At 30.4% G+C, this 17880-nt stretch carries 19 protein-coding genes and 1 pseudogene; all 20 read right to left on the bottom strand.

Annotated elements, in window-relative coordinates; translation table 11 throughout:
- Positions 1 to 32: 32 nt before the first annotated feature.
- The 20 genes and pseudogenes from DWZ53_RS01045 to DWZ53_RS01140 all read right to left on the bottom strand — a co-directional run bounded on the left by DWZ53_RS01045 (position 33) and on the right by DWZ53_RS01140 (position 17880).
- Complete coding sequence (locus DWZ53_RS01045; protein ID WP_118431129.1) at positions 33 to 365, bottom strand: single-stranded DNA-binding protein; 333 nt, start codon at positions 363 to 365, stop codon at positions 33 to 35.
- Between the two features lie 112 nt (positions 366 to 477).
- Entirely contained in the window at positions 478 to 795 is a 318-nt protein-coding gene (gene acpS / locus DWZ53_RS01050; protein WP_118431131.1) for a holo-ACP synthase, read from the bottom strand.
- Positions 795 to 1499, bottom strand: coding sequence for a hypothetical protein (locus DWZ53_RS01055; protein ID WP_118431133.1), 705 nt, complete (start codon positions 1497 to 1499; stop codon positions 795 to 797). Before DWZ53_RS01055 ends, acpS begins: the two co-directional genes overlap by 1 nt.
- A gap of 39 nt (positions 1500 to 1538) precedes the next feature.
- Positions 1539 to 1859 carry a thioredoxin family protein gene (locus tag DWZ53_RS01060; RefSeq protein WP_118431135.1) on the bottom strand — a complete coding sequence of 107 codons (321 nt, stop codon included), beginning with the start codon at positions 1857 to 1859 and terminating at the stop codon, positions 1539 to 1541.
- Positions 1852 to 2511, bottom strand: a complete 660-nt coding sequence (trmB, locus tag DWZ53_RS01065; protein ID WP_118431137.1) for a tRNA (guanosine(46)-N7)-methyltransferase TrmB — start codon at positions 2509 to 2511, stop codon at positions 1852 to 1854. Before trmB ends, DWZ53_RS01060 begins: the two co-directional genes overlap by 8 nt.
- A gap of 31 nt (positions 2512 to 2542) precedes the next feature.
- Positions 2543 to 3259 carry a pseudouridine synthase gene (locus DWZ53_RS01070; protein WP_118431139.1) on the bottom strand — a complete coding sequence of 239 codons (717 nt, stop codon included), beginning with the start codon at positions 3257 to 3259 and terminating at the stop codon, positions 2543 to 2545.
- Positions 3240 to 3716 (bottom strand): hypothetical protein, encoded by a 477-nt coding sequence (locus tag DWZ53_RS01075; RefSeq protein WP_118431141.1) that lies wholly within the window; start codon positions 3714 to 3716, stop codon positions 3240 to 3242. The genes DWZ53_RS01070 and DWZ53_RS01075 overlap by 20 nt, the downstream gene beginning before the upstream one ends.
- Before the next feature lie 63 nt (positions 3717 to 3779).
- The gene (locus tag DWZ53_RS01080; protein WP_118431143.1) at positions 3780 to 3929 is read right to left on the bottom strand and encodes a DUF1540 domain-containing protein; all 150 of its coding nucleotides are present in this window, start codon (positions 3927 to 3929) and stop codon (positions 3780 to 3782) included.
- A gap of 41 nt (positions 3930 to 3970) precedes the next feature.
- Positions 3971 to 4144, bottom strand: coding sequence for a sporulation protein Cse60 (locus tag DWZ53_RS01085; RefSeq protein WP_118431145.1), 174 nt, complete (start codon positions 4142 to 4144; stop codon positions 3971 to 3973).
- A 38-nt stretch (positions 4145 to 4182) separates the two neighbouring features.
- Positions 4183 to 5061: an aldose 1-epimerase family protein gene (locus tag DWZ53_RS01090; protein ID WP_118431147.1), complete on the bottom strand. Its 879-nt coding sequence runs from the start codon at positions 5059 to 5061 to the stop codon at positions 4183 to 4185.
- A 102-nt stretch (positions 5062 to 5163) separates the two neighbouring features.
- Positions 5164 to 6564: pseudogene (locus tag DWZ53_RS01095) on the bottom strand (IS3 family transposase).
- 58 nt (positions 6565 to 6622) lie between these two features.
- Entirely contained in the window at positions 6623 to 6964 is a 342-nt protein-coding gene (gene rbfA, locus DWZ53_RS01100; RefSeq protein ID WP_118431149.1) for a 30S ribosome-binding factor RbfA, read from the bottom strand.
- 14 nt (positions 6965 to 6978) lie between these two features.
- Positions 6979 to 8823, bottom strand: coding sequence for a translation initiation factor IF-2 (gene infB, locus DWZ53_RS01105; protein ID WP_118431151.1), 1845 nt, complete (start codon positions 8821 to 8823; stop codon positions 6979 to 6981).
- Between the two features lie 4 nt (positions 8824 to 8827).
- Positions 8828 to 9124, bottom strand: a complete 297-nt coding sequence (locus DWZ53_RS01110; protein ID WP_118431153.1) for a ribosomal L7Ae/L30e/S12e/Gadd45 family protein — start codon at positions 9122 to 9124, stop codon at positions 8828 to 8830.
- The gene (rnpM, locus tag DWZ53_RS01115) at positions 9117 to 9377 is read right to left on the bottom strand and encodes an RNase P modulator RnpM (protein WP_118431155.1); all 261 of its coding nucleotides are present in this window, start codon (positions 9375 to 9377) and stop codon (positions 9117 to 9119) included. Before rnpM ends, DWZ53_RS01110 begins: the two co-directional genes overlap by 8 nt.
- An 11-nt stretch (positions 9378 to 9388) precedes the next feature.
- Entirely contained in the window at positions 9389 to 10699 is a 1311-nt protein-coding gene (nusA, locus tag DWZ53_RS01120; RefSeq protein ID WP_118431157.1) for a transcription termination factor NusA, read from the bottom strand.
- Between the two features lie 12 nt (positions 10700 to 10711).
- Positions 10712 to 11179, bottom strand: coding sequence for a ribosome maturation factor RimP (rimP, locus tag DWZ53_RS01125; RefSeq protein WP_118431158.1), 468 nt, complete (start codon positions 11177 to 11179; stop codon positions 10712 to 10714).
- A gap of 98 nt (positions 11180 to 11277) precedes the next feature.
- A complete protein-coding gene (locus tag DWZ53_RS01130; RefSeq protein ID WP_118431160.1) occupies positions 11278 to 15591 on the bottom strand; it encodes a PolC-type DNA polymerase III in 4314 nt (1437 codons plus the stop codon).
- Positions 15592 to 15647: 56 nt separating this feature from the next.
- Positions 15648 to 16730, bottom strand: coding sequence for an RIP metalloprotease (locus DWZ53_RS01135; protein WP_118431162.1), 1083 nt, complete (start codon positions 16728 to 16730; stop codon positions 15648 to 15650).
- Positions 16714 to 17880 (bottom strand): 1-deoxy-D-xylulose-5-phosphate reductoisomerase, encoded by a 1167-nt coding sequence (locus DWZ53_RS01140; RefSeq protein ID WP_118431164.1) that lies wholly within the window; start codon positions 17878 to 17880, stop codon positions 16714 to 16716. The genes DWZ53_RS01135 and DWZ53_RS01140 overlap by 17 nt, the downstream gene beginning before the upstream one ends.

Below are 17880 nucleotides of genomic sequence, written 5' to 3' on the forward strand. Positions count from 1 at the left end.
CACCAAATTTCTACCTCACTTCTAATATTAATTTACATTCTACTTATAAAATGTTTATCTAATAACTCTACAACCTCAGCCATTACAACAATAGTTGGATACTCTTCATCACCAACTTGAATATATTCTTTATATAAACGTCCTCTAATTGCCATTATTGCTCCTTTTGGAGCACAATCATTTAACATTTCGGCAGCACCTCTCCAAGCAGTGATCGGAAAAGTATCAAAAAATTCATGACCCAATTCACTACGAAATGGATTTTTAACTTGAAGTGTAAAATGCCCTTCTTTTTGTCCTTTCTTATTTTTCTTAAATTCAATGTCAGAAACTAGTCTTCCAACAACTGATACTGAGTTTAACATGCTCAATTCCTCCTTTTCTCTATTTTTATATTAACAAGCGTTTGATATATTTATAGGAATCTTGCACAAAAGGACATATGTTGACTTATATAACTTTAAAAATCCCAAAAAGTTAGAATTCTACAATAACAAAAGCAATGGCATAATCATGTTCATGTGACAATGATACATGACATTTATCATAATTTAAATAAGGTTTTCCCTCTTGATCATTTAAACAGCAAATATCTTGAAAAGGAATTTTTCCATAAGCTTTAATAAATGCTTCTTTAACAGCAAAACGTCCTCCCAAATACTCTCTTTTTAAATGATCAGTTTTTTTTGTTTGATACACTTCTAATTCTTCTTTACATAATATTCTTTTAACAAAAGACTCATTTAAAGATAATCGATTTAAATCACAAATATCCGTTCCAATACCACGTATCATTAGTCTTTAAATTTCTTTTCATATAAATTCATTAATTCATCTAAAGACATATTATCATCAATTTCATCAATTAATGAATTATCTTGATTATCTTTTTTATCATTAAAATCTAATTTAAATTCACCTGTACGTTCTTCAATAATCTTTAATTGATCTTTTTCTTCTTCTACAATTTTAGCTATATTTCTTAAATTATCTTCAACAGTTGGAAGTTTTTCTTCTTTATTTTCTAATACTTTATTTTCTTCAACAATTTCTACTTCAGGTTCATCTTCAGTAGGAGTTAGTAATGCTTCAGATTCAATATCAGTTTTTTCTTCAAAATTTCCATAATAAGGGCTAATAACTTGCACTAAAGAATCTGATTGATATTTTGACTTTTTCTTAGGTTTAGTAACCGTTGGTTTTTTTACTTTTTTTTCTTCCTTATCACTTTTTCCAAACATAGGAGAAATAATATCCATCATTTCATAAACATTACTCTTTTTTGTTTCAGTTTTTTCAACTGGTTTAACAAACTTTTGTTTAGGTGTAGTTTTTGTTTGAACTTGTTTTTTTTCTTCAGGTTCTTTTTTTACTTCATCAAATTCATCATCATAAATTAATGGTTTAGAAAATTTTTCATTTCTTCTTTTTTCAACAATTGGATCAACTGTTTCAAAAACATCATCTTCATCATATTTCTTGAAAAAATTTTTAAACATAATCATCCTCCTCTACTCAATGCAAAAAATCTTTAACATTTATTTTACTGACTCAATGAACTTTTCAATTTCTTCTCTTGTTTTGCGTAATTTACTCACAAAGCGACCAATTTCAAGTCCATGATCATAGGCTACAAATGAAGGAATGCCCATAATATCCAATTCTTTACATAAATCAATCATCAAATCACGATTGATCATGTAATATTTAAATTCAGGATTATTTTTTGCTACATCACCAATAAAAGGTTTAATAAACATACAATCTGGACACCAATTAGCTGTAAATAGAATAATACAACGTGTTTGAATAACTGTTTTATATTCTTCAATATTATGTATTTCTTCAAAGTTATCCATTATTTTTCTCCTTTTCAAAACAAATAACCATCTTATAAATAGGTCCATTTACTGAAAATTTTCTTTCATATTCTGTCATAATATTATTTTCATTTTGATCACTATGATGTAAATCTAAACAAATATCATCAATAAACATTTTATTATCATTTACAGACATAATTGAATATTCAAACAATCCACGATTATCTGTTTTAAACTCAATTTTCCCATACTGTTTTAAAATATTTTGATAGACATCTAAAAAAGCCTTTGAAGTCAATCTTCTTTTAGCATGGCGTGTTTTAGGCCATGGATCACTAAAATTAAGATAAATCTTATCTACTTCATTTTTATCAAACACTTTTTCTAACTCAATTGCATCATAGTGCATTAAACGTAAATTGCTTGGTATATCTTTTTTCTTCATTTTATTAATAGCCGCTGCTAACACACTAGGATATTTTTCAATACCTATATAATTATTTTCCGGATATCTCTTAGCATTTTCATATATAAAATCACCTTTACCCATACCAATCTCAATAAATAAAGGTTGTTCTTTTTCAAATTGTTTATGTAATTGACCTTTCAATGATTCTGGTTCTAATATAACTAAATCACTGTTTTCCGCCATAATATCATATGCTTTAGGGTTATTTCTTAAACGCACATTATTCCCTCCTTAAACTGTTCCTATTTTATCATAAATCATGCATTAAGTCGACTAATTCATTTTGACTTAATTCTCTATAATCTCCTAATTTTAATTGAGGATCCAATTGTAAATTTCTTATTTTGATTCGCTTTAAATAGACTACTTCTTTACCGACTTTTTGAACCATTTTTTTTACTTGATGAAATTTACCTTCAAATATTTCAATTTCTACTTCACTATAACCATCTTGAACTTTTAAAATCTTCAAATGAGCAGGTAAGCATCGATAATGATCAATTGTTATACCAGACAAAAATGATTGAACATCTTCTTCAGTCATAATCCCCTTAACACGCGCATAATATAATTTTGAATGATGACGGCTTGGAGCTAATAAACGGTGTGCAAAATCACCATCGTTACTAATGATAAGCAATCCTTCTGTATCCAAATCTAATCTTCCCACAGGAAACAATTCATATTGTCCATAATCATCAATAAGATCGATTACTGTTTTATGTACATTATCTTCAGTTGCACATACAAAACCTGCAGGTTTATTCATCATAATGTAAACATAAGGTTGATAGTGAATGATCTGTTCATCAAATTCAATGATATCATTTTCATAATCAACCTTAAAATCATCTTTTTTTATTATTTCGTTATTAACCGTAACAAATCCCTTTCGAATATAACTTTTTACTTCTTTTCTCGTCCCTATTCCATAATGAGCTAAAAGTTTATCTAATCGCATTTTCATCTATTTTAAAATACCTTTCTACTTTCTGATCATTTTCATAATAAATATATATTTTTAACGTGATTTTTTTATTTTTTGTTAATCCTGATAAATGAATCCCTTTGTATATATTTTTCTTTTCATCATATTGATGAGGTATAAGAGAATATTGGTTTTGATCAATAATTCCCAAACTAGGAAAATCATTATCTTTTTGTCCATCAATCATTGTTAAAACTTTAATATTTTTCATCACAATTGCTGGTTCGTCAATAATCAAGTCATAACGTACTTGTTTATTTTTTAATTGATTAAGAACAACTTTTATCCTAAAATCATTCGTTTTAGTTTCAAACTGCTGATTAGTTTTTAATTTTTCCAAGTATTTTTGATAAATTTGTTTTTCATTTGTCGTAGACTTGCTTTGACATCCTATTAAAGTCATGCAAATCATGAAACAAAGTAATATTTTCTTCATAAAAAATCACCATCTCTATTATATCACATATCATAGAGATGGTGGTAAATGAATGAAACAATGTTATTTCATTTTAAAAGTATGACATTCCGTTTCTTTATTAGAATGAGCATCTTGACAATGACATGTACAAACTTTAATTTCGTTAGCTTCACATTTTTTATTTGCATTATAAACACATGAATGTACATCACAGCAAACATCTTTAGCCATAATTCCACCTCCATCTTTATAGTGGACTTATTAGCTTTAATTTATACATTTTCATCATACAAGATGAGACAACTAAAAGAATATTCCAACTCGTTTGAAAAACACATTGCTACTTGATACTTCATATCATAAATATGATAATTATTTTTTAAGAATTCATTAATATCGTCTTGTAAATCCAATTCATGTGTTGTTTCAATAATTTTAACTTTCATGAAAAAATTATATATGATTTAAAACTAAAATCTTGTCATTATTGGTTGATTTCAATAACAAATTCACATTCGAATTGTTCATTTGGCTTTAAGCAAACTGCACTTTCTTTATCTTTAAGTTCTCCGTCAAAATCAACGTAATCTGCATGTCCCACCCATGGTTCAATAGCAAGCAAATCACCAACATGTTTTGCAGTCCATAAACCTACATGATCAAAACCATGCATATGAAAAACAATTGATTTATCATGATTCAATGATTTTAAAGAAATACTTTCTGATTTAAAATTTTTAAAAACAATAGCATCTCGATCAAATAATTGTTGACGCACAAAGAAACGTTGTTCTTGATCATAGAATGGTTCTTCAATATGTGACATTCCTCTTTTAGCTACATCAATAATTTTTCTATTTAATGTCTCAGGTTCACTCATTTCAACATAGTAATCATTGCTTGATTCTCCATCCATAAAAGGGCATGCAAAAGCAGGATGTCCTCCTACTTGAAAATAAATATCTTGTTGATCAGTATTTTTTACATTAATATGACATGATAGATTATTCTTACTAAGTGTATAAGTTACTTCTAATAAAAAAGCATAAGGATATTGTTTTTTTATTTCTTCATTAGGTTCTAGTGTAAAAATAACTTTTGTATCATCTACTTGATTGGTATTAAATTCATTATGACGTGCAAAACCATGTTGTGTTAAATGGTATTTCTTATCACCAATACGGTATTCATCATTTCTCACAGCACCAACTATTGGAAATAAAATAGGAGCACTGCTTGCCCATTGACGAGGATCTCTTTTCCACATGTAATTAATATGATCTTGATTTCCTTCAATACGATGGATTTCAGCTCCTTTAGGATGTAATCCAACAGTTAAAAATTCATTTTTTAATTCAATCATTATTATACCTCCATCTATATAGACTATTATAGCATAAATCAACTCGCTAAATAAAAAATCCAGAAAAATATACTGAACCGACTTTGTTGGACAAAAAAATAATTAACTTAATGATAAGGCTTGATTCCTAATTTGTAAAGGAGTTAAGCCTTTTCCTTTTACTGTAATTCTATAATTATTATGATAATGAATATAATCTATCATCGCTTGTTTTAAATTTTCTAATGATTCAAATGTATTTTCAAATCCATAAAACATTTCATTTTTCCAAAGAAATTTTCCATTGGGGAATTATCTAAACTGTTTCCTTTACGAGACATAGATTGGAAAATTCCTTTTTCTTCTAATCTTTTATGATATGAAAAATGTTGGTATTTCCATCCCTGATCAGAATGAAAAATCAAGCCTTCGAGACTGTCAAATTTTTCAAAAGCCATATCCAACATTCTATATATTTGGAATAGATTAGGTGTGTCTGAGATATCAAATCCAACTATCTCGCGATTGTATATATCCATAATTGGAGATAAATATAATTTTCCTGCTGCTATCTTGAATTCGGATACATCGGTAGTCCATTTCTGTTTTACAGAAGTAGTTTCAAAATTTCTTTTTTCATTAATTTTTCCTGTGTGTTTATTTTTCTTTCTTTCTAGAAGAAGATTCTTACAAACACCATTCATATCCCCTTTATAAGAGTTGTATCTTTGTTTAGGTGCAGGATTAAGTGTATATAGGCCCATACGCGACATGAGACACTTTATATCCCTTATTCAACAATTCTAGATGAATTCTTCGATACCCATAACGTTCTTTGTGGGTGTAAAAGATATTGATTATTTCCACCATTATTTCATCATTCTTATCATCTTTGTCAATTTTACTAAGAGTGTAATAATAAACGGATTTGGCAATATGTGGAAGATCCTCATTAGAATTAATAGTATCCAGAATAAATGCTAAGCTCAGATTTAATTCCTGCCTTAGTTCTGTTATAGCCTTTACTATTTCTTTAGTTCTTTCTTCTTTCGTTCCATAACTAAGGCATCCAATTTTTTTAAGTATTCGTTCTCGACACGTAAGCGAAGGTTCTGAAGTTACAGTTCTTCGATCCTTTTCTGCATTTCTGACTGTGTCATTTCTTTCTTTTTGTTTGTCATGTTGTCCTCTTTTCTTTTCAACAATATTATACCCGTTTTCAACATAAGATTTAACCCAATTGGCCAATATTCCTCTACTTGATAAGCCAATATCAATAGCTACCGCTGTAATTGATTCTCCATCGATAAGCACTCTTCTCAATGCTTTTTCTTTAAATTTGGGAGAATAATATCTGTTTCTATCTTTTCTAAGAACATCGAATCCATTTTTATCTATCAATCGTACAAGATATTCAATACCGTGCACATTGATATTATATTCAGTCGAAAGCATGTTTAATGTGTATCCCATTTTTCTTTTATTGTAAATTTCAAATTTTTGTTCGTTTGTAAGTTTAGCCATAATAAAAAGTGAACCTCCTAAGTTGTCCAACTTTTTCGGTTCACTTCAAAAATCTGGATTATTTATTATTTAAATCATTTAAAATACTTTCAATTTTATTTCCATATTCTAAAGAAGTATCTAAAACAAAATGAAGTTCAGGACATTTTCTTATTTTCAATTTTTTTGCTAATTGTGATCGAATGAAGCCTTTTGATTTATCAAGAGCTTCCATCCCTTTTCTTTGATTATAATCCTTTCCTAAAAAAGTAACATATACTTTAGAAATTGATAAATCAGTTGTTGTTTCAACAGCTGTAATTGTACATAAATTTAATTCCTTATTACGTACTTCATTTTGAAGAATTAAAGATAATTCTCGTAAAATATTGGCATTAATTCTTTCTGTTTTCAAAGACATATCATACACCTCTTTTAATCACGAGCAACTTCTTCCATAATGTATCCTTCAACAATATCTCCTTCTTTAATATCGTTAAAGTTTTCAATACTTAATCCGCATTCAAATCCAGCATTAACTTCTTTTACATCATCTTTAAAACGACGTAATGATCCTAATTTACCTTCATAAACGACAATACCATCTCTAATTAAACGGATACCACTATTTCTTTTAATTGAACCATCAGTAACATAACATCCTGCAATATTACCAACTTTACTTGCTTTGATAACTTGTCTAATTTCTGCTTGTCCTGTAACAACTTCTTTTAATTCAGGAGCTAGCATACCCTTCATAGCAGTTTCAATTTCTTCTACCATTTTATAAATAACATTGTGTAAACGAATTTCTACGCCTTCTTCGTCTGCTTTATTTCTAACTTTAGCATCAGGTCGTACATTGAATCCATAAATAATAGCTTGAGATGCACTTGCTAAAATAACATCTGATTCAGAAATGGCACCTACTGTTGAACGGATAACATTAACTCTGACACCTTCAACTTCAATTTTTTCTAAAGATGCTTTTACTGCTTCGGCAGTACCTTGAACATCAGCTTTAACTATAATATTTAAATCTTGAATTTGACCTTCTTTAATTTGTGAATATAAATCATCTAAAGACATAGCTGCGCCAGAGTTACGATCTTTTTCAATTTTAGCCTTCATACGTGTTTCACCAACACTACGCGCTTGTTTTTCTGATTCAAAAACCATAAACTTATCACCTGCAACTGGTACTTCATTTAAACCAGTAATTTCAACAGGAGTTCCAGGTAATGCTTCTTTGATAACACGTCCTCGATCATCAACCATTTGTCTAACACGACCAAATGCAGTACCTACAACAATTGGATCACTTGCTCTTAGTGTCCCATTTTCAACTAATAAAGTTGCCACAGGACCACGTCCCTTATCTAATTTACCCTCAACAACTGTACCATATGCATAACGATTAGGATTTGCTTTTAAATCAGATAATTCAGCAACAATAGTAAGTGTTTCTAATAATGAGTCGATACCAATTCCTTTTTTAGCAGAGATTTCGCAATATACTGTATCTCCACCCCATTCTTCTGGTAATAATCCTTCTTCAGACATTTCACTTTTAATTCTTTCAGGATCAGCACCTTCTTTATCAATCTTATTGATAGCTACAACAATAGGAACACCTGCAGCTTTAGCATGGTCAATTGCTTCTTTAGTTTGAGGCATAACACCATCATCAGCAGCAACAACAATAATAACAATATCAGTAACCTGAGCTCCACGAGCACGCATTGCTGTAAAGGCTTCATGCCCAGGTGTATCTAAAAATGTAACTTTACTTCCATTTACATCAACTTGGTATGCACCAATATGTTGTGTAATACCTCCAAATTCACCTTCAACAACTGCTGATTTACGAATTGTATCAAGTAGTGTTGTTTTACCATGGTCAACATGTCCCATAATTGTAACAACTGGACATCGAGGTTGTAAATCTTCCTCTTTGTCAACAATTTCAACATTTTCAAAATTAACTTCATCTACAGGAACATGTTTTTCACACTCTAAATTATATTCTAGACATATTAATTCTACTTGTTCATCTGTTAAAGTAGAATTAATTGTAACCATAATTCCTAATAAAAATAGTACTTTAATGACATTAGCAGGAGTTTGACCAATTTTTTCAGCCAATTCACCAACAGTGATCCCTTCTTCGTAAGAAACCACACCATCTTTTACAACTTTTTCTTCTTTCTTATGAGAAAAATTAGATTGTAATTGTTTCTTCTTAGGTGCACCTTTTTTCTTTTTGTTTTGTTTTGCCATAAAATCACCCTCCTATCTCATCTTTAATTTTCTTTGCAAAGCCTGCATTCGTAATTCCAACTGCTACTCGATTATATTTTCCAATAGCCCTTGATATACTTACTGTATCACCAATTAATACATAATCAACACCATAATATTGACATTTATCTGTAATCTTCTTTTTTGCATTTTCACTAGCATCTAAAGCAATAACTACAAAACATACATTTTTTGATTGGATACCTTTAATAAGAGTTTCTCCACTTACAGTTGAACGAGCACGTGTTGCTAATCCTAGTAAATTCAAATAATTATTCATCTTTACAATATCCTTTCAATTCTTCAAATATTTCATTTGGAATTTCCACTTGTAAAGATCTTTCCAATAGCTTTTTCTTTTTAGCAAGATCAAGTGCTTCTTGACTACGTTTTAAATATGCACCACGACCATTCATTTTACCTGTAGGATCAACAAATACTTCTCCTTCTTTATTACGAACAATACGAATTAGATCTTTTTTTGGTAATTGTTCTTGCGTTGCAAGACATTTTCTCAAAGGAATTTTGCGCATATTTTTACTCCTTAATCCTCATCATAATATTTGTCGTATTCATCATAATCAATGTCTTCATCATATTTACTATAATCATCATCTTCATAATCATAGTCATCTTCGTCATCGTAATCATCTTGATGTACATTTTCTTGTAATGATTCTGCTTCTTCAGTTTCCTCAACAGCTTCATTTGCACCGTTAGCTTCTTGAGATGTTTCCATCATTTCTTGGGCAAATTCTTCTTGGAAATCATCATCAACTGGAGCTTCTTCTTGTTTTTCTACAACTAAACCTAATTCGTTAGCTTCACTAAATGATTTGATATCAATTTTCCATCCAGTTAAACGAACTGCTAAACGTGCATTTTGTCCACGTTTACCAATAGCTAATGATAATTGATCATCAGGTACAATCACTAATGCACTATGTTCTTCTTCGTTAATTGTAACTGACATAACAGTAGAAGGACTTAACGCATGAGAAATAAAGACAACTGGATCACTAGACCATTCAATAATATCAATCATTTCACCATTTAATTCATCAACAACATTTTTTACACGTGATCCCTTAGGACCTACACATGAACCGATTGGATCAATGTTTTCATCTTGTGTATAGACAGCCACTTTGCTTCTTTCTCCAGGTTCACGAGAAACAGATTTAATCTCAACTGTTCCTTCATAAACTTCTGGAACTTCTAATTCAAATAGACGTTTTACAAAATGAGGATCCGTACGACTTACAACGATATGTGTTCCTTTTGTACCACGATCAACATCACTTACATATACTTTTACATGTTGTCCTTCAGTTAATCTTTCTCCTGGAATTTGTTGGTTTGATCCTAAAAATGCTCCAGTTTTTCCAATATTAATAATAGCAAATTTAGGTTCAACGCGTTCTACTACACCAGTGATAATATCATCCTTTTTATCAGCAAATTCATTATATAATGTTTCTTTTTCAGTTTCTCGTATTTTTTGTCTAAACAATTGTTTTGTTTGAATTGCTGCTAAACGTCCAATATGATCAACATCTGCTTCAGTTTCGATGATATCTCCTACTTTATAATTACTATTAATTTCATGAGCTTCATCTAAAGAAACTTCTAAATCTTCATCTTGTAAATCATCTACAACAGTTCTAATTTCAAAAAGTCTGAATTTACCTGTCTTTTCATTAATTTCAACTCTTACATTTGCTTCAGAATTCATATAATTTTTCTTATATGCTTTAGCAATTGATTCTTTAAGCATTTCTAAAAAGACATCTTTTTCAATTCCTTTTTCTTCAATCAATAAATTTAATGCATCCATGAATTTTTTACTAGCCACTTTATAATCCTCCTAAAATTTCACAGCTAATCTAATAAATTGAATATTACTATAATCTACGTTTACTCGTTTTTTAATATTTTTAACCAAATATTCAAATTCTAAATTTGTTCCATCAATTGTTTTCAAATATCCTTCAACTTCATCTAATCCAGCAATGGGGTTTTTAAATTTAGCGTAAACATAACTTCCTACTGATTTTTCAACTTGTTCAAAAGTTTTTAAAGGTTTTTCAATTCCAGGTGATGAAACTTCTAAATAATACTCATCCTTAATTGGATCCGTTTCATCTAACTTCTCACTAATTGCTTCACTAACAGCCACACAAGTATCCATATCTAGATACCCTTCATTTTTTTCAATATAAATACGTAAATACATTTCATTTTGTTCTTTAACATATTCCATATCATCTAAATAACAATCATGTTGTTCAACTAACGGTAAAATCATTTCTTTAATTTTCTCTAGTAGTTCCACTTTTTCACCTCTATTCAATAATAAAGAGTGGGTCTCCCCACTCGTTTCTCTGAAACTAAAATTAGTTTATCATATCTATTTAATTTTAGCAAGTTTATCTAAAATAAAGATAATTGATTTTCTTCTTGCATTCCCTCAAAAACACCCATTTTAGTGAGTAATTTTATATGAGAGTTATTAAGTTTCGTTCTTTTAATAACATCCTCTTTAGAGATAAAATGATTAACTTTTCTTGCTTCAATGACTGTTTTTGCTACAGACTCACCTAATGAATCAACTGAAGAAAATGGTGGAATCAAACCCTTATCATCATAAGGGTCTAAAATAAAGTTTGTTGCATCCGATAATTCTAAATTAATTGGATTAAAATGGTATCCTCTTTCTATCATTTCTAGAGCAATTTCAAAAACATCCCATAACCCTTCTTCTTTATTTGAAGCTTGATGATTAGCCTTAAGTTCTTCTATCTCTTTTCTTCTCGCCATGATAGCTTCTTTACCAGCAACTAAAGTTTCTATTTCGTAAAAATCACAACGAGTTGTAAAATATACAGCATAATACTCAAGTGGATAATAAAGTTTCCACCAAGCTACACGAATAGCTGATAATACATAAGCAACAGCGTGTGCCTTAGGGAACATGTACTTGATCTTTTTACATGAATCAATATACCACTGTGGTACGTTGTATTGTTTCATTAATTCTTCATATTTCTTTTCAGGGAAAACGGCTGGTGATTTTCCTTTACGAACACATTCCATAATATCAAATGCATCTTTATTAGGTAGACCTTTTTCAATTAAGTAAACCATAATATCATCACGACATCCAATAACTTCTTTTAAAGTACAAGTTCCATTTTTAATTAATGTTTCAGCATTACCTAAATATACATCTGTACCATGTGATAACCCTGAAATAATGACCAAGTCATTAAACGTTTGTGGTTTTGTTTGATCTAACATTCCTCTTACGAAAGTTGTACCAAATTCAGGAAGACCTAAAGCACCATTTTTACAGTTAATAAAACTTAAATCACAACCTAGCGCCTCACTGCTTGTAAATAAACTCATGACCTTCTTATCATTAGTTGGTATCGTTTTAGGATCAACACCTGTTAAATCTTGTAACATACGAATAACTGTAGGATCAACATGCCCTAAAATATCAAACTTTAATACATTATCATGTATCGCATGGAAGTCAAAATGGGTTGTTCGCCACTCTGCTGATAGATCATCAGCAGGATACTGATAAGGTGTAAAATCGAAAACATCATAATCACGAGGTATAACAATAATTCCACCTGGATGTTGTCCAGTCGTTCTTTTTACACCGCCACATCCTTCAGCAATTCTTTCGAGTTCTGCACTTCTAATTTGATTATCAATACCTAATGTTTCAGCATATCCTTTTGCATATCCATAGGCTGTTTTTTCAGCAACGGTGGAAATCGTTCCGGCTCTAAAAACGTGGTCTTCACCAAAAATAGTTTTAGTAAAAGCATGTGCCTTTGCCTGATATGCACCAGAGAAATTTAAATCTATATCGGGTACCTTATCTGCATTAAACCCCAAGAAAGTTTCAAAAGGAATATTATGACCTTCTCCTTTCATCATTTGATGACAATGTGGACATTCTTTATCTTCTAAGTCATAGCCATCAGCAATAACCCCTTCATCTAAAAACTCACTATAACCACAATGTAAACAAACATAATGTGGTGGTAAAGGATTAACCTCAGTAATGCCCGCCATAGTAGCAACAAATGAAGAACCTACTGAACCCCTTGATCCTACCAGATAACCATCGTCATTAGATTTCTTTACTAGTAAATGGGATATGTAATAAATAACCCCAAATCCATGTTTAATAATGTTACTTAATTCTTTTTCTAATCTTTTTTCAACAATAGTAGGTAATTTTTCACCATATAGTTTATGCGCTGTTTCATAACATATTTTCGTCAAATTCTCATCAGCATTATCAATCTTAGGAGTAAACAAATGATCATGTACAGGTCTAATTTCTTCAACCATATCTGCTATCTTATTTGTATTTTCAACCACATATTGATATGCATCTTGTGGAGATAAATATGGATAACATGTTAGCATTTCATCTGTAGTGCGTAAATATTGATAAGGTGTAAAAGCGCGTGGATTTCTACGATTACACAATGGATGCGCGCGATGCCCTATTCCAATTTTTGGCTGCGAAATGAAAACATCTCGATAAATCTTATCCTTCTTTTCTAAAAAGTGAACATCACCCGTAGCTACAACGATTTTATTCAGTTTTTTTGCCGTTTCAATAAGACGAAGAATAGAATCTATCAAATCATCTTGATTTTCAATTTGTCCTCTGTCTATCAAATGATAATAGTCATCTAATGGTTGGATTTCAACATAGTCATAGAACTGTAATAATGATTCTAAACGTTCTTGCGATTGATTCATTGCAGCTTCAAAGACGTCTGAGCGATAACAACTTGTTCCATAAAGCAAGCCTTCTCGATAAAATTCCAAACGTTCTTTAGGAATTCTAGAACCGTCATGGAAATAAGTTGTATTAGCCTCAGATACAATCTTAAACATATTTTTTAAACCAACTTTATTTAAAGCAATAGCTGTCATATGATATGGGAAAACAATTTTATATGCATCATCTTTTTGTAATTTATTTAAATCTAGTAAATTATATTTATTATCTTGCATAATTTGATGAAGCATCATTGTTAAAACACTTCCTAATACTTCTGCGTCATAATCAGCTCTATGTGCTACCTCATCATCATAAGCAACACGATAAACACGACATACAGCACCTAATCGATACGATTTCATTGGTTTCATAATTGCTCTAGCCAGAGCTAAAGAATCAATAATAGGATTATTGATAGTAGGCATTTGATTACGTTTTAAATTTTCATTTAAAAAACCAATGTCAAATTTTGCATTATGAGCAACTAAAATACAATCACTAAAAAAATCTAAAATTTGAGGTAAAAATTCTTTAATTGTCGGTGCATTTGAGACCATCTCATTAGTAATATTAGTTAAGTTGCTAATACGAGTAGAGATTTCTTTACCTGGATTGATAAAACTCTGTAAACGATCAATAACTTCTCCATTTTTAATTTTAACTGCACCAAATTCTGTAATTCCATCATGAACAACAGAAAAACCTGTTGTTTCCAAATCGAAAGATACATAGGTTGCATCTTCTATCGACATATCACGCTCGTTAAAAACAATATCAAAATAAGGTTCAATCATATTTAATTCAACCCCATAGATCATTTTAATCCCAGCCTTTGAACTTGCAATTTGAGCTTCTGGAAAAGATTGAACATTACCATGATCAGTAACCGCAATTGCCTTATGTCCCCAAGAGGCAACGGCATTAATATAGTCAGTAATCGTACCAATTCCATCCATCGCTGACATTTTAGAATGTGTATGCAATTCTACTCTCTTCTTTTCAGCAGAGTCCTTACGATGTTGCGGTGATTTTATAATTTCAACTTCATTTGCCATTATGACCATCTCACGAGCAAAACTATCCAGTCTTGTTTCACCTCTTACTTTAACCCATACTTTACCTTTACCAATTGACTTAAGATCTTCAATTGTATTAGAAGAATTGTTTTCAAAACGTTTTACCATAATAGAGTTTGTATAATCTGTTACCCACAACGTCTGAATATGTTTTCCAGCTCTTGTTTTAATCATATCCACTTTAAAAACATATCCCCGTATAACACAATTTTTTTCCATCGTATTATTATCAATTTCTTCAATTTTCATTTCTCTCGCTTCACCACGTTTATAACGACGCTTATAATCAAATTGTGGTGTTGGTTTGGGTTCTTCTTTTTTTAACGTCTGTAAATCAACTTTTACAGGCTCATAAACTTCCATTTCCTCTTTTAAATCATTAAATTCAGTATTATCTTGATTGATATAGAATTTAATTTTTTTATCAATCCCAATTTTTGCTAATTCATTGCTAAAAACAGCATACATCTTTTGATATTGCTCAAGTTGTATTTCATTTAATACTGCCACAGTGACAATATCATCAATTTTAAAATTTTCTATGCTAAGAGTTGAGCAAATAGGATAATTTAGTTTTAAATTTTCAATCATATACCCTAAATACAACGACCAATCACACTGTGTTACATCTACATCTTGATAATGCAAATAAAACTCTGCAGGATAAGGAAAATGTTTTAGTCCTTGATAAAGAAGCTGAAATTCATCAAAAGGAATAAAAGACTTACTTTCAATATAAAAAGAGTAATGACTATTTTTATGAACAATAACCTTATCTAAAGAAGCATGTAACAATTCCGTTACTTGCTCAGTTATATTTAAATTTTCTAATAATATAATTAACTTATTCATGTCTTCACCTCAAGTCTAAAAATGATTATAACATAAAAAAGGGATCATTTAATCCCTTAGTGCAACATTTTTCCAATATCATTTATCGTCACAAAAATCATCAACCCAAAAACCAAAGCCAATCCAGCTAACTGTAAAACATATTTAACTTTAATTGGAATTTCTCGATGAATTGCTTTTTCAATAAGTGCAATTAAAACTTGGCTTCCATCTAATCCTGGTATTGGCAATAAATTAAACATTCCAATATTCGTAGATAATAAAGCAGTCAAAGAAAGCAATGAACTTATAGAACCAGATTCAGTCACTTGAGCAGTGACACTGTAAATTCCAGCAGGTCCTGATAATTGACCAACAGTATGAACAGAATCTATAATTAATTTACCCAACGTTGTAAAGATGATAAAAGCATACGTAACAAATTGATTAAAACCGTACTTAATTGCTTCAAAAAATGATAATTGTCTTGTTTTAGCAGTAATCCCTATTTTATAGCATTGATTTGTTTGATCAAAACGAGCCGTTACTTTTTTATTCAAAGTTTGATGATTTCTTTCAATAACAACTGTCATATCTAAAGTCTTTGCCTTTAAATTAAGATTATCATTATCTAAAACTTCTTGAATATCACTAAACGAAGCAATGAGTGATTCATGATCGTTGATAATGATTTTTTTAATTGTATCTCCTACTTTTAAGTGAGCTTCATTAGCCCCACTATTTTCAACAACTGTACCAATAATGGGCTGGTTAGTTTGAACATCAATAACCGAATAAACACCGATTAATAAAACAAGAGCTAAAACAAAATTCATGAAAACACCAGCTAACATGATAATACATTTTTTCCATGTTTTAATTCCTTTTAAAGTTCGCTCATAAGGGACATCTTTCATCAATTCATTATCTTCTTGATCAGCTTCACCAGCCATAGCAACATAGCCACCAATCGGTAAAGCGCGAATTTGATAGTCTGTCTCACCTTTTTTTCTTGAATAAATTTTAGGTCCCATTCCTAATGAAAACTCAGCACAATACACGCCAAATAACTTAGCTGTTAAAAAATGTCCTAGTTCATGAATAAAAATAATACCACCTAAAATGAGAAAAAATACAAGTAGATTAATTATTGTCTGCATGACTCTCTCCTATCTTCTTTATTACATAATCACGAGCCCATCTATCAATATCTAATAACTGTTGAACAGATGGATTTTCAATCCAATCATGGGCATTCATGGCTTCTTCAACTAATCTTTCAATATCTAAAAATTCAATTTGACCATTTCTAAAAGCAAGATTAGCTTCTTCATTTGCTCCATTTAATACACATGGCATACTACCACCCTTTATACCTGCATCATAAGCTAATTTTAATGCTCTAAAACGTTTGAAATCAGGCTTTTTAAAAGTAAGTTGACCCATCTTTGTTAAATCTAAACTTTCTCCTTTAATAAGAGGTTTCCTCAAAGGATAAGTTAAAGCATATTGAATAGGCAAACGCATGTCTGGCATTCCCATTTGACCAATAATTGAAGTATCTTCAAACTCAACAGCTGAATGTAAAATACTTTCCGGATGAATTAATACTTCGATTTTATCATAATCAACATCAAACAACCATTTTGCTTCCATAACTTCTAATCCTTTATTAAATAATGTAGCACTATCAATCGTAATTTTAGCACCCATTGACCAATTAGGATGATTTAAAGCTTCTTTAACGGAAACACCTACAAGTTCTTCTCTAGTTTTATCACGAAAACTTCCGCCACTTGCTGTAAGTAAAATTCTTTTAATTTTATTATTTTGATTTCCTTGTAATGATTGGAAAATAGCAGAATGTTCACTATCAACCGGTAATAGACGAACTTGATATTCTTTAACCAATTTCGTAATAATATGCCCTGCAACAACCAAAGTTTCCTTATTAGCTAAGGCAATATCCTTGTGATGACGAATTGCTTCAATAGTTGGAATAAGTCCAGCAAATCCTACAATAGCATTTAAAACAATTTCAACATCCGACAATGTAGCAATTTCAATTAAACCGGCTTGTCCATAAACAAAACGAATATACGGATATTTCTTTGCAAGTATTTCTGCGTCATTTTTTTCAATAACACAAACAACTTGTACCGGTATTTTTTCAATAATTTCTTCTAACTTAGAAATATTATGTCCTGCTGACATACCAACAATCATATAATCATTTGGATTATGATAGACTACATCGACAGTTTGAACCCCGATGGATCCTGTCACCCCTAATACAGTTATCTTTTTCAT

Source organism: Coprobacillus sp. AF33-1AC (assembly GCF_003475785.1).
GTDB lineage: Bacteria > Bacillota_I > Bacilli_A > Erysipelotrichales > Coprobacillaceae > Faecalibacillus.